At 51.4% G+C, this 24,572-nt stretch carries 24 protein-coding genes; 11 read left to right on the top strand and 13 right to left on the bottom strand.

All coding sequences use genetic code 11. From position 1 onward, the window contains the following. Positions 1-40 precede the first annotated feature (40 nt). On the bottom strand, positions 41-715 hold the full coding sequence (locus tag JNC80_RS07915; RefSeq protein WP_022712334.1) for a DsbA family oxidoreductase: 675 nt from the start codon (positions 713-715) through the stop codon (positions 41-43). 31 nt (positions 716-746) lie between these two features. Continuing rightward, positions 747-2,483 carry an extracellular solute-binding protein gene (locus JNC80_RS07910; protein WP_376710132.1) on the bottom strand — a complete coding sequence of 579 codons (1,737 nt, stop codon included), beginning with the start codon at positions 2,481-2,483 and terminating at the stop codon, positions 747-749. 701 nt (positions 2,484-3,184) lie between these two features. Here JNC80_RS07910 and JNC80_RS07905 point away from each other — a divergent pair. From JNC80_RS07905 to JNC80_RS07885, 5 genes are all read left to right on the top strand, one after another. Then, positions 3,185-3,802, top strand: a complete 618-nt coding sequence (locus JNC80_RS07905; RefSeq protein ID WP_075655347.1) for an invasion associated locus B family protein — start codon at positions 3,185-3,187, stop codon at positions 3,800-3,802. A 63-nt stretch (positions 3,803-3,865) separates the two neighbouring features. Then, positions 3,866-4,366 carry a GNAT family N-acetyltransferase gene (locus tag JNC80_RS07900; RefSeq protein ID WP_376709996.1) on the top strand — a complete coding sequence of 167 codons (501 nt, stop codon included), beginning with the start codon at positions 3,866-3,868 and terminating at the stop codon, positions 4,364-4,366. Positions 4,367-4,461: 95 nt separating this feature from the next. Next, the gene (locus JNC80_RS07895; protein ID WP_376709995.1) at positions 4,462-4,959 is read left to right on the top strand and encodes a GNAT family N-acetyltransferase; all 498 of its coding nucleotides are present in this window, start codon (positions 4,462-4,464) and stop codon (positions 4,957-4,959) included. Between the two features lie 112 nt (positions 4,960-5,071). Further along, positions 5,072-5,626, top strand: coding sequence for an isochorismatase family protein (locus tag JNC80_RS07890; RefSeq protein ID WP_376709994.1), 555 nt, complete (start codon positions 5,072-5,074; stop codon positions 5,624-5,626). 12 nt (positions 5,627-5,638) lie between these two features. Beyond that, positions 5,639-6,640 (top strand): GlxA family transcriptional regulator, encoded by a 1,002-nt coding sequence (locus tag JNC80_RS07885; RefSeq protein ID WP_376709993.1) that lies wholly within the window; start codon positions 5,639-5,641, stop codon positions 6,638-6,640. On the opposite strand, the gene JNC80_RS07880 is transcribed toward JNC80_RS07885, so the two are convergent. Both JNC80_RS07880 and JNC80_RS07875 read right to left on the bottom strand, forming a co-directional pair. After that, positions 6,624-7,823 (bottom strand): YbfB/YjiJ family MFS transporter, encoded by a 1,200-nt coding sequence (locus JNC80_RS07880; RefSeq protein WP_376709992.1) that lies wholly within the window; start codon positions 7,821-7,823, stop codon positions 6,624-6,626. The two genes, JNC80_RS07885 and JNC80_RS07880, sit on opposite strands and share 17 nt — an antisense overlap. Positions 7,824-7,968: 145 nt before the next feature. Beyond that, the gene (locus JNC80_RS07875; protein WP_075655334.1) at positions 7,969-9,183 is read right to left on the bottom strand and encodes an NADP-dependent isocitrate dehydrogenase; all 1,215 of its coding nucleotides are present in this window, start codon (positions 9,181-9,183) and stop codon (positions 7,969-7,971) included. Positions 9,184-9,523: 340 nt separating this feature from the next. Here JNC80_RS07875 and JNC80_RS07870 point away from each other — a divergent pair, with 340 nt between their 5' ends. From JNC80_RS07870 to JNC80_RS07855, 4 genes are all read left to right on the top strand, one after another. Then, a complete protein-coding gene (locus tag JNC80_RS07870) occupies positions 9,524-10,381 on the top strand; it encodes an RNA methyltransferase (RefSeq protein WP_121992610.1) in 858 nt (285 codons plus the stop codon). 12 nt (positions 10,382-10,393) lie between these two features. Further along, positions 10,394-11,221, top strand: a complete 828-nt coding sequence (murI, locus tag JNC80_RS07865) for a glutamate racemase (RefSeq protein ID WP_075655330.1) — start codon at positions 10,394-10,396, stop codon at positions 11,219-11,221. A 145-nt stretch (positions 11,222-11,366) separates the two neighbouring features. Next, a complete protein-coding gene (locus JNC80_RS07860) occupies positions 11,367-12,176 on the top strand; it encodes a MerR family transcriptional regulator (protein WP_213597742.1) in 810 nt (269 codons plus the stop codon). Positions 12,177-12,289: 113 nt separating this feature from the next. After that, positions 12,290-13,345 carry an alpha/beta hydrolase family protein gene (locus tag JNC80_RS07855; RefSeq protein ID WP_376709991.1) on the top strand — a complete coding sequence of 352 codons (1,056 nt, stop codon included), beginning with the start codon at positions 12,290-12,292 and terminating at the stop codon, positions 13,343-13,345. A gap of 201 nt (positions 13,346-13,546) precedes the next feature. Here the strand turns inward: JNC80_RS07855 and JNC80_RS07850 are convergent, their stop codons facing one another. The 4 genes from JNC80_RS07850 to JNC80_RS07835 form a co-directional block, all read right to left on the bottom strand. Next, a complete protein-coding gene (locus JNC80_RS07850; protein ID WP_376709990.1) occupies positions 13,547-15,763 on the bottom strand; it encodes an esterase-like activity of phytase family protein in 2,217 nt (738 codons plus the stop codon). 295 nt (positions 15,764-16,058) lie between these two features. Further along, positions 16,059-16,520 carry a GNAT family N-acetyltransferase gene (locus JNC80_RS07845; RefSeq protein WP_376709989.1) on the bottom strand — a complete coding sequence of 154 codons (462 nt, stop codon included), beginning with the start codon at positions 16,518-16,520 and terminating at the stop codon, positions 16,059-16,061. A 29-nt stretch (positions 16,521-16,549) separates the two neighbouring features. Next, entirely contained in the window at positions 16,550-17,896 is a 1,347-nt protein-coding gene (locus tag JNC80_RS07840) for a DNA polymerase IV (RefSeq protein WP_376710131.1), read from the bottom strand. A 115-nt stretch (positions 17,897-18,011) separates the two neighbouring features. Next, positions 18,012-18,311 (bottom strand): DUF3572 domain-containing protein, encoded by a 300-nt coding sequence (locus JNC80_RS07835; RefSeq protein WP_075655324.1) that lies wholly within the window; start codon positions 18,309-18,311, stop codon positions 18,012-18,014. A 235-nt stretch (positions 18,312-18,546) separates the two neighbouring features. Between JNC80_RS07835 and JNC80_RS07830 the strand changes: the two genes are divergently transcribed. Next, entirely contained in the window at positions 18,547-18,918 is a 372-nt protein-coding gene (locus JNC80_RS07830) for a response regulator (protein ID WP_022712318.1), read from the top strand. Between the two features lie 27 nt (positions 18,919-18,945). Beyond that, complete coding sequence (locus JNC80_RS07825) at positions 18,946-19,341, top strand: VOC family protein (protein ID WP_116088023.1); 396 nt, start codon at positions 18,946-18,948, stop codon at positions 19,339-19,341. A gap of 103 nt (positions 19,342-19,444) precedes the next feature. On the opposite strand, the gene rpmG is transcribed toward JNC80_RS07825, so the two are convergent. From rpmG to rnr, 5 genes are all read right to left on the bottom strand, one after another. Continuing rightward, positions 19,445-19,612, bottom strand: coding sequence for a 50S ribosomal protein L33 (gene rpmG / locus JNC80_RS07820; protein WP_022712316.1), 168 nt, complete (start codon positions 19,610-19,612; stop codon positions 19,445-19,447). A 101-nt stretch (positions 19,613-19,713) separates the two neighbouring features. Next, positions 19,714-20,907 carry an MFS transporter gene (locus tag JNC80_RS07815; protein WP_376709988.1) on the bottom strand — a complete coding sequence of 398 codons (1,194 nt, stop codon included), beginning with the start codon at positions 20,905-20,907 and terminating at the stop codon, positions 19,714-19,716. 5 nt (positions 20,908-20,912) lie between these two features. After that, positions 20,913-21,686: an NUDIX hydrolase gene (locus tag JNC80_RS07810; RefSeq protein WP_376710130.1), complete on the bottom strand. Its 774-nt coding sequence runs from the start codon at positions 21,684-21,686 to the stop codon at positions 20,913-20,915. Between the two features lie 41 nt (positions 21,687-21,727). After that, complete coding sequence (locus JNC80_RS07805) at positions 21,728-22,180, bottom strand: DUF983 domain-containing protein (protein ID WP_221719540.1); 453 nt, start codon at positions 22,178-22,180, stop codon at positions 21,728-21,730. A gap of 27 nt (positions 22,181-22,207) precedes the next feature. Beyond that, on the bottom strand, positions 22,208-24,493 hold the full coding sequence (rnr, locus tag JNC80_RS07800; RefSeq protein WP_376710129.1) for a ribonuclease R: 2,286 nt from the start codon (positions 24,491-24,493) through the stop codon (positions 22,208-22,210). Positions 24,494-24,572 lie beyond the last annotated feature (79 nt).

Here is a 24,572-nt window from a genome sequence, read left to right as displayed (position 1 = left end):
CAAAGAGCCTTAGAATAATATTGTTGCAGTGGTTTAAAGATCAGCGATCTTCGCTCAGACCCGGCTCATAACCTTCCGCAATCTGACGGATAGCATCAGCCATGGCTTCGGCGCTCTGTGCACCCATGACCGCATATTTCTGATCGAGAATGAAGCATGGCACACCGGTCACGCCCATCTGTCCGGCAACGGCGATTTCCGCACGAACATTGTCGCTGTCCGTGTCACCTTCAAGCAGGGTTTCGATAATGGTATATTCCATACCGGCATCTTCTGCGGCTTCGATCAGGATTTCATGGCTGCCGATATTTTCGCCCTGTTCAAAATAGAGTGAGAACAATTCGCCGACAACGCGATCCTGTACTTCCGCGCTGACTTCACCCGCCCAGCGGATCAGGCGATGGGCATCCAGCGTATTTGGTGCCACTTCAATCGCATCAAAGTCGAACTCGATGCCTTCTTCTTTGCCGATGGCGATCAGCTGGTCATGCACTTCATTTACGCGGCTCTGGGAGCCGAGCTTTTCAACCAGATAGCGTTTGCGCTCTTTGCCTTCAGCAGGAAGTGTCGGGTCGAGCTGAAACGGACGCCAGCGCACTTCAACATTCAGTTCCGGCAACATTTCAAGGGCGGCTTTCAGACGCTGACGGCCGAGAAAGCACCACGGACAGACGACATCGGAAATAACATCGATTGTGATTTGTTTATTAGTCATGAAATTACCTGTCATCATTTGCCAGTTATTATTAGTTCACAGAGGTGGTTTCAGTCCACCATGTAGGGAATTGATAGCCGTAAAGCGAGGTTTTTTGTGGAATTTTTATCCGTTCCCACCGTGCAACCTGCTGTTTCGGCAAATAATAGAGTGGCAGATAATAGCTGCCGGAAATCAGTAACCGGTCAAAGGCGCGCACTGCATCGGTAAAAGCAGGGCGGTCTTTTGCGGCAAGCATAGCTTCAATCATCGCATCAATAGCCGGATCCTGCGCACCCGGATAGTTGAAACTGCCGGATGCATCACGGGAGCCGGAACCCCAGCGCATCCATTGTTCATTGCCGGGTGAGAGCGAGGCTGTCAGCGCACCGATAATCATATCATAATCGAAATTCTGCAAGCGCTGCTGATATTGTGCATCATCAGCACTGCGGATTTCCGCAACAATACCAAGCCGTGCCAGATTGCGCTTATAGGCCAATGCCAGCTTTTCCTCATCGACCGAGCGGGTCATGATTTCGAAACTCAGACGCGTGCCTTCCGGTGTGTGCGCTACGCCGTTTTCAAAGGTAAAGCCTGCCTGCTCCAGAAGGTCATAGGCTTTTTTGGCAGGCGCACGGTCATGGCCGCTGCCATTGGTTGTGGTCGGGCGCCATGTGCCGTCCATTGTTTCCGGCAGAATTTTATCCTGATAGGGCGCGAGTAACTGCTTTTCACCTTCACTCGCCGGACGACCGACGGATGACAATTCCGAACCCTGCCAGAAACTCGCCATACGGTCATATTGACCGGAGAACAGCGAGCGGTTTGCCCATTCAAAATCAAAGAGCTCGGAGAGCGCACGTCGGACTTTGACGTCGGCAAATTTCTCGCGCCGCGTATTGAAGACAAAGCCGAGCATATTGGCCGGTGTGCCTTTGACAAACGTGTCCTTAATGACTTTCCCTTGTTTTACCGCAGGGAAATCATAGGCTTTGCTCCAGTGGTTAGGTGAACCGTCAACATAAACATCAACGATTCCCTTCTTGAAAGCCTCGAAATAGGAGGTTTCATTGCGGAAATATTCGATGGTGATGGTGTCGAAATTGCTGAAACCGCTGCGGCTCGGCAGGTCTTTTGCCCAGTAATCAGGATTGCGCTGATAGGTGATGCGCTCACCAGGTTTAACTGTCTTAACAATATAAGGGCCGCTGGCGATCGGTGGCTTCAGAGAAGCCTTGCCGAAAGTTTCCGGATCAACCGCATGTTTCGGCAGCACTGGCATAGTGCTGGCCAGCAGTAACGGGAATTCCCTGTCAGCCTTGTCATTAAAGGTAAAACGGATGCCGCGTTCACCGGTTTTCTCGATTTTGGCAATGCGGTTCATACGAGCATTATAGGGCGGGCGGCCTTTTTCCGTCAGAATTTCATAGGTGAATATCACATCTTCCGGTGTCACCGGCTTGCCGTCCGACCATTTTGCCTGTTCGTTCAGTGTGAATTCAATAAAACTGCGCGCATCATCCGTTTCAACACGTTCTGCCAGCAGGCCGTAAAGCGTGAAAGGCTCATTGGCAGAACGCTGCATCAGTGTTTCAAACATCAGATTGCCGAAATCCGCATCATTGAACATGCCGCGCGCTGTGGTGCGCATGCTTTGCAGAACAAACGGATTGAGGCTGTCAAAGGTACCGACCACACCATAGGTGATATTTCCGCCTTTAGGTGCTGCCGGATTGGTATAAGGGAAATGTTTGAAATCGACTGGCAGCGCAATGTCGCCATGCATGGACAATGCGTAGGATGGCACGCTGTCTTGTGCGGTAGCTACAGTCTGCGCCTGTGCTGTATCATGAGTAAAGGGCAGGCCGGTTGTGCCAAATGCAGTTGCCAGAACGGAGGTTCCCAGCATGGCAAGCAGATGACGCCTGTTGATGATGCGCGGGAAGGGCTGGAACGGCTGTGTCATTGGTCAATCACTATCCGGTAAAATTATAAGAATGCTCTGATTTGTCAGAATTTTGCGTGTTTTTGATTAATTTTGAGAATGTTTGAGGATTATACCGTTCCGGTACCATATTTGATTCGTATCGGATGCACTGTATAAACCGCTTTTTTAGCGGGAATATGCAGCAAGCCACAGAATTATAATATGAAATATTGACCGGCCGGTTTTCGTTTTCTGATAAGTCAGGCGGGAAATGCGTTGTTTTTATAGCGCAAATCGACGTTAAAAAACTATGGTTAATAAAACGGCACTGGATAATGCGTTACAGTCAGTGTAACACCGCAAATAACGCAGGGTCACGCTGTTGCCGTATTTTATCCGCAGTCATGGTTGCGAAAATTCGGTTCACTTGCTGATCCGCAAGGGGAAAATGTTGTCTTGCCAGTCTCGATGATAATTCCCGTAAAAAATACAGGCTGTTTATTTCTCTGAAACAGCATAGCCAGAATTCAGATCAGAGTGTTGAAAGGAACCTGTTGATCATGACCAGCACGAAGACATTCGCTGCCGCATCCGCAATTGCCGGCGCCGTTGCCCTGCTTGCAACCGCGACCCTTCCGGCCACAGCTCAACAGCTGCCGCCGCAGGGATGGTTCAAGGTCTGCTCGAAGCAGGAAGATAATGATATTTGCAATACACAGAATATCGTGACTGCAGATTCTGGTCAGCTGCTGACCGCGATCAACCTGATCGAAATCAAAGGCAAGATTAATCGTAAGATTTTTCAGGTTTCCGTTCCGACCGGTCGTCTGATCCCTGCCGGTATCGGCATGCAGATTGATGCGAACAAAACCACCAAGGTTGAATACGGTATCTGCTTCCCGGATCGCTGCATTGCAGAAGCTCCGCTGACAGATGAAATGGTCAATGCGCTGAAAAAAGGCGGCAAACTGACCCTTACATCCGTAAACTTCCAGAATAAGCCAAATCCGATCACTGTTCAGCTCACCGGTTTCTCCGATGCTCTGAATGGCAAAGGTCTGCAGCAGAACGAACTTGAACAGCGCCAGAAAGAACTTCAGGACGCAGTTCAGAAGCGCCAGAAAGAATTTGAAGCCAAGATGAAAGCAGAACAGGAAAAGGCGAAAGCCGGTAACTGATCTGGAACATCCGGAAACAGATTTTAAAGGGCGCCTCAGGCGCCCTTTTTTATTGGAGGAAAAATGATGAGACCTGAACTGACAACGCAGCGTCTGAAACTGCGGATATATACACCGCAGGATGCTGCGGAAATGTACAGCCACATTACCCCAACGCTGACCCGTTTTATGGCGTGGGAGCCGCCTGCATCCTATGAAGAGTTTCTGGAGAACAAACCTCTGTGGGAGGAGCGTTTTCTGAAGGGGACAGATTACCACTTTGTTGCCAGAGATATCCGAAGCGGTCGCTATATCGGTATTGTCGGTGTGCATCGGGCAACAACGACCACACCCGAGTTTGGCGTTTGGATGTGTGAGGACGTACACGGGCAGGGCTTCGGAAAAGAGGCGGTCACTGCTGTGTTCGACTGGGCAAAGGAAGCGTTACAGGTAGACTATTTCGTCTATCCGGTAGCCGAAGAAAATCGGGCTAGCCGCAAGATTGCCGAAACTCTGGGCGGCAAGCTTGTCTCCTCTGAGCAAAAGCCGAAATATATGGCTGTGACTTATCACATTCCGGCTTAAAACATACGCGGAGTATAGGCGTTAACGTGTAATTTCTTGTAATTGCCACGTAATGCTGAAGTCATATCATCGGGTTTTCTTTATAAGGAAACTCAATGATACCAGAAATTGAAACAACGCGTATGATCTTGCGTCCATTCAGGGTAGAAGATGCGGATGAAATCTGGCCGTGTATGACAGCGAATTTAGCACGTTATATGCGCTGGGAGCCGCCTGAGCGGGCTGAAGATTTTGAAAAAATTTGGCGTAAATGGCCGATGCAATTTGCTGAAGAAAGCAATTGCATTTTCATCGCGCGGAAAAAAGTGGATCATTCTTTTATTGGTCTATTCGGTATGCATAGTTTTAAAACACCAACGCCACGTTTAGGTCTTTGGGTGCGTGAGGAACTGCACAGGCAAGGGTTCGGGCCTGAAGGCATAGTTTCTGTCATGAATTGGGCGCGGGGGGATTATTCACCAGACTATTTTATTTATCCGGTAGCAGAAGAAAATATACCGAGCCGCAAGCTTGTAGAAAGCCTTGGCGGGAAAGCTGTGACAACGGAACAAGATCCCAAGTTCACGTTGATTATTTATCATATTCCGGCTTAAAATTTCATGATAATAATGGCCGGATATGTCCGGTCATTGTCCTGATACTGACTTTTTCATTATGTTTTGGCGCGGTAATTTCTGTTATACCACTTTACAGGAGTTACCTAAAATGTCCGCCAATGATACTGCTCTGATCGTTATTGATGTTCAGGAATCTTTTCGCCAGCGCCCCGTATGGCAGGATGATATCGCCCGTCCTTTTATCCGGAATGTGCAGGCGCTGATTGATGGTGCCACAAAGCGCAAGATTCCGGTTGTGCAGATTTTGCACACGGATAATGATGATGTGTTTCAGCTGGAAAGCGGTTTTGTGCGCACATTGGAAGGTCTGGAGATTGAGCCAACCGTGCAGTTTTACAAGCAACGTCACTCTGCTTTGGTAGAAAGCGGGCTGAATATTTGGCTGACGGAGCGCGGTACTCGCAAGCTGATTATCTGCGGCATCAGAACCGAACAATGTTGTGAAACGACAACGCGCCATGCATCCGATCTGGGCTATCAGGTTGATTATATAACGGAAGCCACGCTGACTTTTCCGATGCAGCATCCTTCAGGGCAGGTCTTCTCCGTTGAGGATATCAAAATGCGCACGGAGCTGGTTCTGGCAGGACGTTTTGCGCGCATTGCTACGGTTGAAGAAGCACTTCAGGCTGTCTCACTATAAGGAAACAGGATTGTGAATAAGCCAAGCGGCACGACGATCCCAAAGATTATACCAGTCTATGTTGTTGTGCCGCCGCATATCCTGCTGCTGGATGTGGCGGGGCCGGTGGAAGTGCTGCGCCGTGCCAATGCGGAGCAGCAGGACATTTTGTTTGATTATCATTTTGTCTCAACGCAAACGGAGCAGGTGAGTTCAATCGGGCTGGCTGTTGCAGGGCTTGAGCCATTGCCAGCACAGCTGCCGGATGATGCCTATATTCTTGTCTGCGGCACCATAACAGCACCGGCAGAGGCAAATGATCCTGAGCCGGAATACCGGCAATTGGCAGCATGGCTGAAAACAATCTTCCGGCCAACAATGCATCTGGTAACGATCTGCTCCGGTGCCCTGATTGCTGCACGTGCCGGTTTGTTCGATGGTTATGCCTGCACTACCCATGCGCTGTCCGTCGATGAATTGCGTGAAATTGCTCCGGCTGCGCGTGTGCTGGATAACCGGCTCTATGTGGAAGACGGTACGCGCTTTTCGAGTGCAGGTATCTCCACCGGAACTGACCTTATGCTACATCTGGTGGCAAAGCTGACATCGCCGGTCGTGGCTCTGAACATTGCGCGTTATATGGTTGTCTATATCCGGCGTACTGGTGGCGAGCCGCAATTTTCACCGTGGCTCAGCGGACGTAATCATATTCATCCGGTAATTCATCGTATTCAGGATGCGATTATTGCTGATCCGGCGCGGTACTGGTCTCTGGCAGAACTGGCCGATACCGGTTTTATGAGTGTTCGCAATCTGTCGCGTCTGTTTCAGGAGCATACGGGACTGACGGTGACGGAATATGTCAATCTGATCCGCGTAACACTGGCCAAAGATATTCTGACCAATTCGCCGCTGGATATGGAAAATATCGCGGAGAAAACCGGCTTTACTTCAGCCCGCCATCTGCGCCGTGTCTGGTCGAAATATAATACAGTGCCGCCGAGCCATTATCGCCGGATTACCGGACAGGTGTAAGATCACGTTGTGCAATACCGCAAATCACTGCCAGCAATAACAATCCGGCTGAAGCCCACAGACCACTTGAGAGGCTATGTGTCAGGTCATTGATAAAGCCGATCAGCACAGGGCCGACAATTTGTCCGATTGAGAACATAACAGTCATCATGCCGATTGCTCCTGCCCAGCCTTCAGGCGGCAGATTGCGGCGTACATAGACTGTGGTTGAGGCAACAACCGCGAAAAAGGCACAACCGAAACCGGCAGCAGAAATCATCAGCAGAGGCGTACCGGATGAGAAAATCGGCAGCAGTGATGCAATCAGCGTAATCAGCGAGAGCAGGGCAAAACCATAGCCATGCAGCACTTTTTTCTGAATACCTGCGCAAACCCATGGTGAGGAAATTGCGCCAAGCCCGATCACAAACCAGAAAGCCGATTGCAACATGGCTCCGCCACCGGAATTCTGCACCCATGCGATCATAAAGGTCATATAGGCAATATAACCGGCACCGACAAAGAGATATCCCGCTAGAATGCCGCTCATGGCTTTGTAATTAACGCGGTAAGGTTTGCTTTTCTGACCCGGCTTGTAAAGCGTCACATTTTGTCCGCGCGCGCCGATCAGCAACAGAGCCAAAGGGGCGGCGATCAGCGCCAGCAAAGCCCATGCATAAGGCCATGAGCCTGCACCCAAATAAGCTATCAGATAAGGAATGACGAGGCCGGACAGGAAAATACCGATGCCCGGTCCTGCATAGAAAATACCGAGAATAACCGAACTGCGCTCAGGATGACGCTGTGCAAGACCGGTTGTCAGCAGGCCACCGGCCACAAAAGCCAAACCTGCACTGAGACCGGCAATAAATCGCAGCAGGTTGAGAATAAGCACATCGCGGAAGACCGCGCAGAGTGCCAGTGAGACGACAACCAACCAGATATTGATGATCATCATTTTATAGGCACTGATATAGCGCAGCAAGCGCGATGCCAGTAAAGCGCCGAACAAATAGCCGATACCGTTACTGGTATTCATCCAGCCTGCATCTGCATAGGACCAGTGCAGATCGGCACGCATATCTGGCAGCACAAGCGCATAGGCAAAACGCGCAAACCCCAATCCCAGTGCCGGAACCATTGCTAAGGCCAGCACAACGGCTAAGGCATTTTCACTTTTTCCGAACGGGTCTTGGGTGGTCATTACAGGCATTCCGGTATTGTTTTACAGTATAACCTATAGCGGATTCACATCGTGGCGGTGATGATTAATCCGCATGAGAGGCGTGTTCAAATAGAAAAAGCCCCGCCTGATTATTCAGGCGGGGCTTTTTACAAATCATGACTGATTAAGCAGCCATAGCTTTCTGCAGGTTTTCGTCGATCTTGTCGAGGAAGCCTGTTGTCGACAGCCAAGGCTGATCCGGACCGATCAGCAGAGCCAGATCCTTGGTCATGTAGCCGGATTCAACGGTGTCTACGCAGACTTTTTCCAGTGTATCGGCAAAGCGCTTCAGCTCGGCATTGTCGTCGAGCTTGGCGCGGTGCGCGAGACCACGGGTCCATGCGAAGATCGAAGCGATCGAGTTGGTTGAGGTTTCCTCACCCTTCTGATGCTGGCGATAGTGACGGGTTACAGTACCGTGAGCAGCTTCTGCTTCAACGGTCTTGCCATCCGGTGTCATCAGAACCGAGGTCATCAGGCCGAGCGAGCCGAAGCCCTGTGCCACGATGTCGGACTGCACGTCGCCGTCATAGTTTTTACAAGCCCAGACATAACCGCCGGACCATTTCAGAGCGGAAGCAACCATGTCGTCGATCAGGCGGTGTTCGTACCAGATCTTGGCTTCTTTGAACTTCTCAGCAAATTCAGCCTGATACACTTCTTCAAAGATATCTTTGAAGCGGCCGTCATAGGCTTTGAGAATGGTGTTCTTGGTCGACAGATAAACCGGATAGCCGCGCTGCAGGCCGTAGTTCAGCGATGCGCGTGCGAATTCACGGATGGATTCGTCGATATTGTACATAGCCATGGCTACACCGGAGGATGGTGCATCATAGACTTCGTGTTCAATGGTTTCGCCGTCTTCACCAACGAATTTGATCGACAGCTTGCCTTTGCCCGGGAATTTGAAATCAGTCGCGCGGTACTGGTCACCGAAAGCATGACGGCCAACGATGATCGGCTGAGTCCAGCCCGGCACCAGACGTGGTACGTTTTTGCAGATGATTGGTTCGCGGAAAATTACGCCGCCGAGAATGTTGCGGATGGTGCCGTTTGGCGATTTCCACATTTTCTTGAGTTTGAATTCTTCAACGCGGGCTTCATCAGGGGTGATGGTGGCGCATTTCACACCAACGCCGTGCTCTTTGATAGCATTTGCTGCGTCGATGGTAACCTGATCATTGGTTGCATCGCGGTGTTCTACCGACAGATCATAATATTTCAGATCGATGTCGAGATATGGATGGATGAGTTTGTCTTTGATAAACTGCCAGATGATGCGGGTCATCTCATCGCCGTCAAGCTCAACAACGGGATTTGCAACTTTGATCTTTGCCATTAAAACCTCTCCTTCATGAAGTTGCGCCTCTCATAGCACTGCTTAGGCAAGAGGCAAAGTGCTAACGACGCCTTGAGAACAGGAATAATAAAAAACGCCGGAGATAACGGGTTTTTATACTGTCAGAGGGCAATTTATTTGTTCACGATGGTGTGAGATTTGCTTGGCAACGGTGCATGACAGAGCCGGTACAGGTTGCGGGCGATTCAGTTTTTTAAGCTGATACCTGTTTAATTATCATGCATGATTTGAATTTCACCACTCTTCCGTTTAAGAAAAGCGCGAAAAGCGCATGCGGAATGTCTCGTTTTGCGCGTGAAGTTCGAGTTTTGAGAAGATAATGGCCGGTACAGACAAACAGCGCCCGATGATTTCAGAAGGCCCAGCAATCATTCTCGTGGAGCCGCAATTGCCGGAAAATATCGGCATGGTGGCACGCGCTATGGCGAATTTCGGCCTCGGCGAATTGCGTCTGGTCAATCCGCGTGAAGCCTTTCCGAATGATAAAGCCCGCTCTGCCGCCAGCAAGGCCGATCATATTATTGACAGTGCGGTGCTTTACGATGATTTGCCGTCAGCACTGGCTGATCTGAATTTTGTCTATGCCACAACCGCCCGCGAGCGTGACGGTTTCAAACAGGTGCGTGGTCCCGTGGAAGCAGGTAAAATCCTGCGCCAGAAATTCCGTACCGGTGAGAAAACCGGCATCATGTTCGGCCGTGAACGCGTCGGCCTGAAAAATGATGAAGTCGGTCTGGCCGATGAGCTGGTGACATTTCCGGTTAATCCGGCCTTTGCCTCGCTCAATATCGCGCAGGCTGTGCTGCTGATGTCCTATGAATGGATGAAATCCGGTCTGGAAAATGAAACCGACACAGTTTTCCGCGGGCCTGAACTGCAACCAGCGAATAAAGAATATCTACACGGTTTCTTTAATCATTTGGAGGAAGCTCTGGATACGCGCGGTTATTTCCGCCCTGAAGCGCGTAAGGAGATCATGGTGAATAATTTGCGGGCAGTGCTGACCCGTCCGGCATTTGCGGAAGCTGAAATCCGCTTGCTGCGCGGGGTGCTGACCTCACTGGATTATTTCTCGCCGAAGAGCCCGCGTGGTTCTGGTGCACCTGAAGGACGTGCCAGAGTTTATAAAGACGAGACACAGAATACCGAGCAGGATAAACCGGACGAGAAGTCCTGAGGCAGGTTTGCGATGCACCATCTCGCGCAATATACAGCAACCAATATTTCCAGCAGGCAGGATGCGCCAGTTATCGTTTTTGACAGCGGTATCGGCGGCCTGACCGTGTTGCGCGAGGCGCGGGTGCTGATGCCCGACCGCCATTTTATCTATGTGGCTGATGATGCAGGTTTTCCTTATGGTTCATGGGAAGAACCGGCCTTGCGCGAGCGCATTGTCAGCCTGTTTGCTGATCTGATCCGCCGGTTTCATCCTCAGCTCTGCGTGATTGCCTGTAATACGGCGTCCACTTTGGTGCTTGATGATCTGCGGCAGGCTTTTCCGGATACGCCTTTTGTCGGTACAGTTCCGGCGATTAAGCCTGCAGCTGAGCGCACACATTCCGGTCTTGTCTCGGTTCTGGCAACGCCGGGCACGGTTAAACGTGCCTATACGCGTGATCTGATCCAGTCTTTCGCCACACAGTGCCATGTGCGTCTTGTCGGCGCTGACCGGCTTGCCACATTGGCCGAAGCGCATATTCGCGGCGAAAAGATTGACGATGAACTGGTGCTTGAGCAAATAACGCCATGCTTCATTGAGAAAGACGGTAAGCGTACGGATATTGTTGTGCTTGCCTGCACGCATTATCCGTTTCTCGCCAATGTATTCCGCCGTTTGGCACCTTGGCCGGTTGACTGGCTTGATCCGGCTGAAGCAATCGCCCGGCGCATGTTGTCGCTGCTGCCTGAGAATAAAGACAAGATTCTGCATCATCATGATGATCTGGCTGTGTTTACATCCGGAAAACCGGATTATGCGATCCGTCGGCTTCTGCAGGGCTTTGGCCTGCGGAATTAGAGCAAAGCAGCAAATTGCTATTTCTGCTTCCGGCGGGCAATCTTCGCTATTCCTGCGGATAAAATCTTTTTTAAAAGAAAGCACTTGACCTTAACCTAAGGGCAAGCCTGCATAACTTGTGCGATGATAGTCACAAGGAGAAAGCATGCTCACAATAGGACAAATGGCGCGCTCCCAAGGGGTAACGACAAAAACACTGCGCCATTATGACAGTATCGGTCTGTTCAGCCCCTGCCTGAGCGGGCAGGATAATGGCTACCGCTATTACCGGCCGGAACAGATTGTAACACTGGGGCGCATTGTCTGGCTGAGACAACTTGGTATGGCGCTGGATGAGATCAAAACACTGGCTGCCAGCGGCGGTCTGGACAGTGTGGAGAAGATGCATGCAAGCCTGCAAAATCACGCAGCGCAGCTTGAGGCTGACATTAACCGCCGTCAGAAAACCCTCGATCATCTTTATCGCTATCTCGCACAACCGGAGCGTAAAATGCCTGAATTACAAAAGCCTGAACGTGTTTTCTTCGCTGCTCAACGGATTATCGGCATGTGCTGGTATCCTGAGGATGAGGGCAGCATCGCGCAAATGTGGGATCGTTTTGAAGCGCGGGAGCATGAGATTGAACGCCTGAATGAGCCTGTCGGCACTTTCGGCATTTGCCAGCCGCTGGAAGACGGCCAGTGGCGTTATATTGCGGGTCTGCCGGTTGGCGCAGATGCAACCATTCCTGAAGGACTGGTCGCCATGGAAATTCCGGGGCGCTATTACGCAAAGGTTGAGCATCAGGGTGAAGTGACGACCTTGCCGGAAACATTCCGCGCGGCCTATTCGGAATGGCTGCCGAGTGCAGGTATGCAGCCTGATGAAGGGCCGGAATTTGAATATAGCGGCGCGCGTTTTCTCGGGCCGATGAATCCTGAAAGCGTGACCGAGATTTATATTCCGCTGAAATAATCCGTATTCAAAAATGAAGTGATAAATGAGCGACCTTGATCATGATTCAGGTCGCTCTTTTTATGATTGCGTTGTACTGCCGGTAACGAAAAAGAATATCAGCGGAGATTGGAATGATGAAACAGACAGTTGCTGTATTGGCGGCAGGGCTTGGCATTTTGACGCTGACAGGCAGTTTGGCCTCTGCAAATGAGCAGGTTGGTTTCCGGCAAACCGAACTGGCAGATAAGAGCGGCAAGCGTGACTTGAAAGTCGCGCTTTGGTATCCGGCATCGAACACAAAAGCAGCCGAGACTGTTGGTGAAAATCCGGTTTTTAAAGGCATTCAGGCAATGCCGGATGCTGCGCCTGACGGCAAAATGCATCCGCTTGTAGTCTTGTCGCATGGCTATGGCGGTAGCTGGCGTAACCTGAACTGGCTGGCAGGTGAGCTGGTCGGGCAGGGCTATATCGTTGCCGCGCCGGATCATCCGGGCACAACGACATTTAATCGTGACAAAGAGCAGGCTGCGCAGCTCTGGGAACGACCGTATGACCTTAGTCGTGTGATTGATGCTGTGACCACTGACAGTGCCTTAGCGGTCAAGGTTGAGCCAAGCCGCATTGCCGCGATTGGTCATTCACTCGGAGGCTGGTCTGTTGTGGCTCTGGCTGGTGCACAATTTGACCCTGCGCGCTTTGACAGGGATTGCACAGAACAGCCTAATCCGCGCACTTGTGGTCTGGCGAGTGAGCTGATTACGCCGCGAGGCGAAGTGGCAGCTGAAAAGCTGAAAACAATGAAGGCCGATCCGCGTGTTGGTGCGATTGTCTCGCTCGATCTGGGCTTGGCGCGTGGTTTTACACCGGAGAGCCTGAACAGCATTACTATACCGGCGCTGATTTTTGGGGCAGGCGTTGATATTGGTGATCTGCCTGCAAAACTGGAATCCGGCTATGTCGCTTCCAATATGCCAGCAAAAACCGCGCAATATGTTGAGATTGCTGATGCCATGCATTTCAGCTTCATGCAGATATGCAAGGCCGGTGCGTCAGAACTTATCGAGGCAGAGACACCGGGAGACGGTATTGTCTGTAAAGACGGCGGAGAGCGCGGCCGCGAGGCAATCCATCGTGAAGTCGCTGATATGATTATTGCATTTCTGGCGAAATCATTACCTGCAAAATGATAAGAAAAAGGCCGCGCTGTTATGCAGCGCGGCCTTTTCGTCAAAGTCTTGGGAGGCTTAGAGCATTTCCTGTGTAATTGAAAAATGGAAATGCTCTAACTTTTTCTTTGACGCACATCATATTCCGATCGAAGCAGGATAAGAAATCAGTCCGGCGAATTGATTTCCCTGCGCAGGCGGTTCCCACTTTTCGGGATGTGCTTACTTAGCTTTTAGTTCACTGACTTTACCAACAGTGAAGAACTGGGTTTCACCATTGGAGTCATCCACACCGTCATTATCAGTCACAACATAGCCGATGCCGTTTTTGTCGATGGCGAAGCCTTCAAGTTTATCCGGAACAAAACCGTTGAGCTTCTTGAGGTCAGGAATGAAATCATAGACCAGTGTTTTGCTGACAAGCGGCAGTTTCTCGCCGATCTTCGCTGGCTTCAGATCAGCCATTGCCACTTTGTAGAGGCGCTTGTTGACAGCTTCATTGCCGATCAGATTGTCGCGCTCAACGATATAGAGCTGACCGTCATGGGCAGTGATTTCCGACAGGCCGACCCAACCTTTTTCTTTCTTATCCAGCGGATAGGAAACGGCAGCCCATTCTTCGCTCTTCAGATTGTAGCTGAGAATTTTGACAGTGCCTTTGTCATCATCAGCCCATTCGCGCTGTACAACCATCCAAAGCGTTTCATTGTCGCCTTCACCGGTGCGGGTGATGCCTTCAAGGCCGAAGCGGGTCTGATGCTTGAGCAGGTCTTCAGGCAAAGCGATTTCTTTTTTGATTTCACCTTTGTCATTCACATTGAGAATGGCATGCGGCACCAGTTTCTTCTGGTCGCCTTCATTGGCCAGCCAGAAGCCGCCTTTGCCATCGGTCGTAATGCCTTCAAGATCAATCTTTTGCGCCGCATCTTTACCGCGTTTGACGAGCAGCGCAGAGGTGATTTTCGCAGGCTTCTGATTGGCGTCAATCGTGTAGATTGTCGGTGCAGCAAAATAAGCAGAGTCAGAAACTGCATAGAGAATGCCGTCTTTGCCTTCATCAGCAACCAGACCAGAGAGCGCGCCCCAGGCGATTGGTGTGCCTTCTTCCGTCAGTTCCGAAACCAGCTGCGGATAATCAGCGGCTTTGTCCTGCAACTCATAAATCATCACATGGGAGCGGGCGGCGCCGTCTTCACCCAGATCAGTTTCATTGGCTGTGACCAGCAGGTTGCGTGACGGGATCGCCAGCACGCCCTCAGGGCCGATGCCTGATGGGAGCAGCTGAACGAATTCAGGATCTTTACCGGTATCTTTATAAACACCGACCATCGAGCCACGCTCGCTGGCAACGAAGAGATAGTTGGTCTCGCCAAAACGACCGACCTCGGCACCTTCCAGCTCAACGCCTTTCTTGTTGCGCTTTTCCGGATAATGGCCGTGCGCAGCAATCTTGTGCTCCAGCGTATTGCCGGATTCGTAAGTTACCTTGCCGGTCTTGTCGAAGATCGTGAAGCCGCGGGAGCCGCCTTTATAATCGCCTTCATTGGCGGTCAGCAGGCGATCATCGCCAACCCATTTGATGGTGTCCGGCTCGCGGGAGACATTTTTCATCTCGCCGTTGAATTTGATCTGCCCGTCTTTCTTGGTATCGATCTTGTCGAGATCAACAGTACCGGCGGAGAAATGTGCAGTGATCTTGCCGGAAGCAGCATCGACGATCGCAATATGGTTGTTTTCCTGAAGGGTAACAGCAATTTCATTCTTGCTGTTGATGGAAACAAATTCCGGTTCCGGATCTTCCGGTGCAACTTCTGCAATACCGGTCAGATCAACCACTTTCATGGTTTTGCAATCCGGTGTGCCGTCTTTGAGATTGAGAATAACCAGATTACCGGCTGGCAGCTGTGGCAGCTCACCGTCATTCAGGTCTTCATCGCGCTCATTTTCAATGGCAACGGCGAGAAATGTCTTGTCCGGCGAAACGGCTACCGAGTCCGGCTGACCGCCGAGATCGCAGCTCATTTCAACCTTGCGCGATGCAATATCAATCACATCCAGACGGCCTGATGGCTTCACATAGCTTTCAGATGTGTTGACACCGGCGAAAACGCGCTTGCCTGCAACGGCAACTGATGTCGGTTCGCCTTCAACTTTAAGAACGCCGCCGGCTTTAGGGTTTTTAGGGTCGGTAATATCAACAAAACCGATGCCGCCATACGGGCTGTCGGAATAAATCAGCGTGTTGCCATCTTCGGAAACCGTAATGATTTCGGAGGAGGTTGCCGCTTTTGCATCTGCATCTTTCGGCAGGTTATCGGCGACTGCAAAGCTGGCGATGCGATTGAAAACCGGCTCAGCCGAAGCGGAAAAAGCAACGGAACTTGCCAGAGTGGCAGTAAGAGCGGTGATGAGAGAAAGTCTCATAGAACGGCGCGACATGAATATCCCCGAATGTTGGATAAAATTCTGGATCTCTGATCCAAAAGCCGCCATGCCTTGCTGCAAATGGCAATTTCTACGCTTCGGGTACTCACGTACTTATATATACGCTGCGTTCCGGTGCTCGAAATCACCATTTTCGCTATGGCCTGCCACTTTTTGATTCAGACATTGAGGGGAGATTTCGCCGTTCTCTGTTTCAGACAAATGTCACTTCCATGAAGAAATGATGACATGGCTTTTATTAGCATTTTATTCGCTGATAAAGCGGTGGGAAAACGGGATGCGGCCGGTTTCAGGAAACGCTGAAACGCTTGCAGATTGTATTGTCGCCGGTGCGATAGCTTTGGAAACCGATTGCGTCATAATAAGCAAGCCCATTGGTATTATCCGCGCCGATAGTCGCGTCAATATTTTGCAGGCCTGCATTTTCAGCTGCAAGTTTTGTTGCGGAAAACAGAGCCTTGCCCACACCGCGTCTGGCAGCACGCGGGCTGACATGTGTGCCGATAATGCCCCAGCCTGCGCTAACACCGTATTTATTGCCCTCAGCTGCGCGGATCAGTGACTGGAAGCCCAAAAGCTCGCCATTTGCATCTTCTGCCACGCTGCACAGAATGCCATGCAGGTTATTGATATAAGTATCGCGCACGAAATCCTGATCATGCGGGCGCTGCCGTTGTGTAACTGCAATGATATCCGTCAAAATGCGGCTCATGGCTTCAGCATCACTCAATCGGGCAGGCCTGATAATCATTGTTTTATCTTCCAAATAGCTGAGTGCATTTATTTGTCTGACGGTGTCTGCGGTCGTGCGAGGTTGCCTTTGCCGAATGTATAGCCGGTTTCCACTGTCTTCGAGCCGAATTTTGAGCGCAGCTTATCAATGGCTGTTTCAGCCGCCGCACGCTTACCGGCTTTGATATCCACCAGATCCGGCGGATCGGCTTTCACCGGATCGGTGAGGTCGGTCACGCCGATGCCGAGCAGGCGATATTTTGTGCCGTCAATTTCCTTTTGCAGCATATAAAGACCGGTGCGGAAAATCCTGTCTGCAAGCTGCGTGGGATCGCTCAGACGATGATTGCGGGTACGGCTTTGGAAATCCTTGGTTTTGAGTTTCAGCACCACTGTATGACCGGCAATCTCGCCATGTTTCAGCCGTCCGGCAACTTTTTCCGATAGTGCACGCAGAACCGGCACCAGCTCTTCAGCCTTGGCGATATCAATATCAAACGTGGTTTCATTGGAGATGCTCTTCATCTCGCTTTCCGGCTGCACTGTGCGCGTATCCATGCCGCGAGAGAGGCGGTAGAGACGCTGCCCCATCACGCCATAGGACTTCATCAGCGCAGATTCTTCCATTTGCTGGAGCTGTCCTATGGTCTGAATACCGTCAGCATTGAGTTTGGCATTGAGCGCCTTGCCGACACCCCAGATCATACCGACCGGCTTAGGCTTCAGAAAATCCAGCGTTTCCTTTTCCCCGATCACCGAGAAACCACGCGGCTTCTCCATGTCTGAGGCAAGTTTCGCCAGAAATTTGCAATAGGATAAGCCGACAGAAACGGTGATGCCGATTTCCTGTTCAATCCGGCGGGCGAATTCTGCCAGCACAAGGGCAGGCGGCGCACGGTGCAGTTTGGCCGTACCGCGCAAATCCAGAAACGCCTCATCAATCGAAAGCGGTTCAACCAATGGCGTGAGATCGAACATCATTTGGCGAATCTGATGCCCGACCTTGCGGTATTTCTCCATATTCGGTTTAACGAATACGGCCTGCGGGCAGAGCTCAATGGCTTTGAAAGTCGGCATGGCAGAACGCACGCCGTGAATACGCGCAATATAGCAGCAGGTGGAAACCACACCACGCTTGCCGCCGCCGACAATCACCGGCTTGTCACGCAGTTCAGGATTGTCGCGTTTTTCAATGGAAGCGTAAAAAGCATCGCAATCAATATGTGCAAAGCTTAAATCATATAGCTCTTCATGACGTACCAGACGCGGACTGCCGCAAGCGCTGCATCGTGGTCTCGGTTCACTACGGCGTTTTTTCTGCACAGTCAGGCAATCGCGGCAGAAACCTGCCTGCGGATCGGCCTCAGCAAAATAACCGGAAACACCGTTGACCATCGTAAAAACCTGTATCATGATCCGAACATAAGCGGAACATTTGCACAATACAGGCAGATGATTTCAAGCGCCAGCGAATTTTATACACAATCTGCAGCGATGCAGGAGGTCACACTTACATGGATTGGTCGTAAGCACTGTCGCCGTTCGGCAGAAAGCGCAGCGCCTGATTCATGCTCTCCGGCTTATGGCCGGTGGCTTCACAAAACTGCATGAGCGTTGGCTCATGCGCCAGATAGAACTGCAAAACACCGGTCAGAAAAGCCGGTTCACCTGCGGCTTCGCGGATAGATGAGACTTCAATACCGGTGAGGGACAAAAAGCGATTCATCAGATCTGGTTGCTGCGCCAGAAAGACCAGAGCTTCAATGGCCAGATTTTCAGCATCGCTTTGATTCAAGATGGTTTTTGACATTTTATATCCGGCTGGCTTTTACGTTTTGGCAACTGTAATTGCATCTTTAGCTGTATGAAAGCTGTTTAGGAGCATTTTGGTCATTGTTCAATGCTATGCTGATGGGGTTGGAATAATCATGGTCTCTGTGTGCTGTACCCGTGCGTGGTAATTGACGTGAGCCGAAAACTACGAAATGCTGCGGCCAGCACGCGGATATATTCAGACAATGTTCTGAGTAATAAGGTATTTTTTCATGACCAAAAAAGTAATGATCGTCGAAGACAATGAGCTGAATATGAAGCTTTTCCGCGATCTGATTGAAGCCAGCGGTTATGAAACCATCCGTACGCGCAATGGTCTTGAAGCTATGGATCTGGCGCGAATCCACCATCCCGACCTGATTTTGATGGATATTCAGCTGCCGGAAGTCTCCGGCCTTGAAGTCACAAAATGGCTGAAAGAAGATGACGACCTGAAAGCCATTCCGGTTATTGCCGTCACAGCCTTTGCTATGAAGGGCGATGAAGAGCGTATTCGTCAGGGCGGTTGCGAAGCCTATATTTCCAAGCCGATCTCCGTGCCGCGCTTTATTGAGACGATCAAGTCCTATCTCGGCGACCTGTAGTTACAGGATTTCGCCTTACTAAGGTGAATGATGAAAATTCCTACGTTCCGCATTGTAAGGCCGACAGATAATCCGGATGCACTGCTTCCCTTTTATCGGGATGGTTTAGGATTGACAGTTCTTGATAGTTTTCAGGATCATGACGGTTTTGACGCAATCATTATGGGGCGTGAAAATGTGCCCTATCATTTTGCATTTACACGCACTGATAAGCATCAGGCCGGTAAAGCACCTACCAAAGAGAATCTGCTGGTTTTTTATTTGCCGGATCATGCTGAGTGGGAAAATGCTGTTGAGCGTATGAAAGCGACCGGCTTTGTGCCTGTGAGCGCATTCAATCCCTATTGGGACAAGAAGGGGGTAACTTTCGAAGATCCGGACGGTTACCGTATTGTTTTGCAGCAGACAGATTGGGCGCCTTAATTACGGTTCCGACACAAATTACCAATCAGAAATGCTCTGTATTCAGACAACAAAAAACCCGGGCTGATAACAGCCCGGGTTTTTTTAATAACCGAAACCAGAATTATTTGATTTTGGTTTCTTTGAATTCGACGTGTGCCTTAGCAACTGGGTCGTATTTACGCTTTGTCATTTTTTCAGTCATTGTACGGCTGTTCTTCTTGGTTACGTAGAAGAAGCCTGTGTCTGCGGTCGACAACAGCTTGATTTTAATTGTTGTAGCCTTAGCCATAACGATATCCTGCTCTTTTAAATAATAAAACCGCCTGCTTGTCCGGCGATTTCATCCGGGTGCGGGAATTTGGCGCGACACTACGGATACACGCCGAAAAGTCAAGCCCGCTGTTTACGAACTACCAGTCTGATAAGCAGAATTATGATAAATGCTGCAAAAAAGAGTGATAAAGTGACCGGGAAACCTGTCGCTCCCAGCAAATCCATACCGACACCGGCTGCCTGAGGGCCTGCCAGCATACCGATACCATAGCAGAAAATGAACGCGGCATTGGCCGAAGCAAGCTCACGTCCCTGCAATTGCGAACCAAGATGGGCGAGGCCGACAGTGTAAAGACCGGCAACCACACCGCCCCAGATCAGCAGCAGAACTGCCATCAGATACCAGTTTGTGACAACATAAGGCAGCAGCACCATACCGGCGAAACCGATAATAGCACAAATCAGCAGCAGAATACGGCGGTCGCCGATGCGGTCGGAGACGAGGCCGAGCGGAATCTGCATCAGCACATTGCCGAGACCGACCATGGTCAGCAACAGCGCGGCATCGCCTTCATTGAGGCCGACACGCGTGCCAAAGACCGGAAACAGGGCAAAACCTCCGGTTTCCACTGCACCATAGACAAAGACCGCCATTGTCGCTGCCGGAACCGCGAAAATATAAGGCATGAAGGGAACGTGTTCCCCTTCCTCAAATTCAGGGCTGTCTTTACTGGCAATCATGACAGGGAAGGCTGCCAGCGCAATGATGACGATACCGATACCAAATGGCATGAAACCGCCGCTGCCGATGATTGAGAACAACCACGGGCCGACCGCGAAGCCGAGCGAAAGACATGTCGCGTATATACCAAGCACCAGTCCGCGTTTGGCCGGCGGGGCAGAGGTATTGACCCAATATTCAGACAGCACAAACAGCACTGTGAGCGCGAAATGCAAGGAAACGCGCAGTGCAAACCATGCAATAATATTCGGAAACAGATAGAAGCCGAGAAAAGACAGACCGCTGATGAACAGCATCAGCAGCATAGAACGGGCAACGCCGAGGTAAGAACCGATACGCGCGGATAACGCTGCGCCAAACAGCGATGCAAGACCGGCAACAGCCGTATTTGCACCGATGGTGCTGGCTGAATAGCCACGGCTTTCCAGAAGCACACTCAGCAGCGGAATACCAAGGCCGATCGCTGCACCAACGGCACTGATCGTGGCAATGGCTGCGCCAAGAGAGCGCCATTGCGTTGGTTGAAGTACCTCTGATGCGGGTTCAGTTGAAAGATGGTCTTGCTGCATGAAACTTAAATCACCTCACGGACATGACGGCCATGCCGTTTACGATAGAACGGAACCGGATATATAGAGGACAAATCCCTGTCTTCGAGCAGGAGTTTTTCGATATCCCGCAAAATAATGCGCGTAATCGCTGCAATATTGAGATTAAAGGCCTCGGAAAAGCTCACAAATTTCAAATCAGACAATTCCGGCTCATTATAAGCAGATGATTCTATAGCGCTTATGTCAGCCGGATTGTGGTTTCGGGCAGGGAGCTCCGGGCTGATTTCATCCAGGAAACTGGCAAAGAAACGCGCATCATAGCGGCGCACATGACCGGGCGGGGTGATCGCGCGCGCCACATAACGCAGCTGCGATAAATCGGGCAGGCGATTGCTGCGGGCAAAACCTGTCCACGGATGTGTTTGCGCATCATCATGCGGCGTACCGAGCAACAGGCCGGTTTCCTCATAGGTTTCGCGTATTGCAGTCATGGCAAGCGCACGCGCGCGTTGTGTGCTGGCACGTTTGCCAAGTCCTGCCAGCAATTTTATTTCATCCTGCGGCCTGAGGCTGTTGGCAGCATTAATTCTGCCGTCCTGCGCTTCTGTACCGCCGCCGGGGAAGACAAACATATCCGGCATGAAATGCATCGCACGGGCGCGGCGCCCCATGAGAATACGCGGCTCATTGCCGTTGCGGTCGATGAGGATGAGTGAGGCAGCATCACGCGGCCGGATAATGCGGGATGCTGCGGTGCCCTGATTACTCAAAGCTGCCGCATCATCCGGCCGGTGCATATCCTGCAAAGCGTGGTCTGTTTTATGTCCTGACATTTGCGTCAGATATATTCCTGCTGACTTTCTTTATCAAAGCCATGCATATAAAGCGCCCATTGCAGGCCGATGGTTGCACCTTTAATCGGTTGCAGCAGCACCAGTGACATCAGAATGGTCACCGGCCCCCAGATGGCCAGATGCCCCCAGAGTGACAGGCCGCCCATATTTTCCACCATCATGAACAGCGCGACGACGACGTGGCCGACAATCAGTACGGTCAGATAGGCAGGCAGATCATCGGCACGCTGCGGTGTGTAATCTTCATTACAGACAGAGCAATTAGCAACCGGACGCAGGAAGGAGCGGAACAATTTGCCGTCACCGCAATGCGGGCAGCGGGAGAGAAAACCGCGCTGCATGGCTTGTCCCAACGGGCGCGGTGTGCGGACGGGCTTTGTCTTCTCGCCGCCGAAAACCTGCGTTTCCGTCTGTGTCAGGGTCTGATCGCTGCTCATCATCGTCTCCCAATACCTGTGTCGGGGTTATCTTTTGCTCTTACGCGAAATATGGGCTGGTTTGCCTCTGGCCGGACCGCCGGTGCGGGATTTTCCCGCCTTGCGGCTGAATTTGGTAGCTTTATGGTGCGATTGCAAGGATGCAGGCAGCAAACGCGGTTCTGTCAGCATTTCAAAACGCAGTGCTCCGGCAACCGGCTGCGCTTCAACCAGCCGTACTTCCACACTGTCGCCAAGACGATAGCCTTTGCCTGACCGTTCACCGGCGACAGAATGACCGGCTTCATCATAGTGATAATATTCCCGGCCCAAAGTGGAAATGGGAATAAAGCCGTCGGCACCATATGTCGCAAGGGTCACAAACAGACCGGCTTTGGTCACACCCTGCACACGCGCCTGAAACTCATTGCCAACCTGTTCGGCCAGATGATGGGCGATCAGACGATCTGTCGTTTCACGCTCGGCCAGCATGGCGCGGCGCTCTGTCTGGGAAATGCTGAGCGCAATGGCCGGCAATTCGCCAATCTCGTCATTGCTCAGACCATCGGGTCCCAGATTGAGCGCGCGGATCAGCGCACGATGCACGATCAGGTCAGCATAACGGCGGATCGGCGAGGTGAAATGCGCGTAATGGCGCAGATTTAAGCCGAAATGGCCGATATTATCGGTATTATATTCAGCCTGACTTTGCGAGCGCAGCACCACCTGATTGACCAGCTCTTCGTGATCTGTACCCCGAACACGGGACAAAATGCCGTTGAACTGGCTCGGGCGCAGTTCCGCACCGCGGGCAAGGCTGATTTCCAGTGTTTTGAGGAAGTCACGCAGGGATTCCTGCTTGGTCAGCGACGGCAGATCATGAATACGATAGATCAGCGGCTGGTTTTTTGCTTCCAGTGTTTCAGCGGCGGCGACATTGGCCTGAATCATAAATTCTTCGATGAGCTTATGCGCATCGAGCCGGTCAGGCACGATAACTTTCAGCACTTGCCCCTGATCGTCGAGGATCAGTTTTTTCTCCGGCAGATCAAGCTCCAGCGGCTCGCGCTTGTCGCGGGCTTTTTTCAGCGCGGCATAGGCCTTCCACAGCGGCTTCAGGCTGATATCAATAACGCGTTCGGTCTTCTCATCCAGTGCGCCGTCAATGGCCGCCTGAGCCTGTTGATAGGCGAGGCGGGCAACCGAGCGCATCATGATACGGTGAAAGCTGTGCGAGCGTTTGCGGCCATCTGCGCCGATGATAATGCGCACCGCCATGGCCGGACGGTCAACACCTTCACGCAGTGAGCACAGATCATTGGAGATGCGTTCCGGCAGCATCGGCACCACGCGGTCAGGGAAATAGACCGAATTACCGCGCTTCAGTGCTTCATGGTCAAGCGAGGAACCGTGCTGCACATAATGGCTGACATCGGCAATCGCCACGACAATGACAAAGCCGCCTTCATTGGCCGGATCAGTATCCGGTTCGGCAAAAACCGCATCGTCATAATCTTTAGCGTCAGCCGGATCAATGGTGACCAGCGGCAGCGAGCGCCAGTCTTCCCGATGCGCCATTGTTGCCGGTTTGGCATTTTCCGCCTGCTCAATCGCTCTTTCAGGGAAAATATGCGGAATTTCATATTCGTGAATCGCAATCATCGACAGCGCTTTTTCACTGCCGATCGAGCCGATCACCTGTTCAATCTTACCCTGCGGCAGACCAAAGCGGCTTTTCTGATGCGGGATCGCCTCAACCAGATCACCCGGTTCAGCACCGTTCAGATGTTGCGCATCAATGCTGATTTCACTCTGTTTGCGGTTGACCGGCTCAAGACGGTATTCGCCGCTCTGCAACTGGCGCAAAACACCAAGCACGGCATTATCGCGTTTTTCCAGCTTTTTGATAACGCGGCCGGTATAAGGCGCGGCGCTTTTATCGGAACTGGCAAAGATTTTCGCCAGAACCTGATCGCCAACACCAACTGTCGGGCCTTTATCCTTGTGTGTCCGGCGCAGCAGTACCAGTGGCGCTGCTGTTTCACCATTCCACTCAATCGGACGTGCAATCAGGCCGCCATCGCTGTCGCGACCGGTAATGGTCAGCGCTGCAATCGGAGGCAGGGTATTCGGGCGTGACAGTTTCTTGGCACGCTTCTCCACCTGTCCGTCATCGGCCAGTTCACGCAGAATATCTTTGAGATAAATGCGGGCATCACCCTTGAGATTGAACGCCTTGGCAATATCACGCTTGGCAGCGCGATCCGGATTTTCAGTGATGAAAGTGAGGATATCTTCTTTGCTCGGAAGATAGGCTTCCGAGAGCGGCTTCACTTTGGATTTACCGGAAAAGCTCTTGTTGTTTTTTGCGCCCTTCTGGTTTTTTTGTTTGCCTGAGCCGCTGTTACGGTCA

It is taken from the genome of Pseudochrobactrum lubricantis, assembly GCF_041929865.1.
Classification (GTDB): Bacteria; Pseudomonadota; Alphaproteobacteria; order Rhizobiales; family Rhizobiaceae; genus Pseudochrobactrum; species Pseudochrobactrum saccharolyticum.
This window is presented reverse-complemented; position numbering and strand designations above follow the sequence as displayed.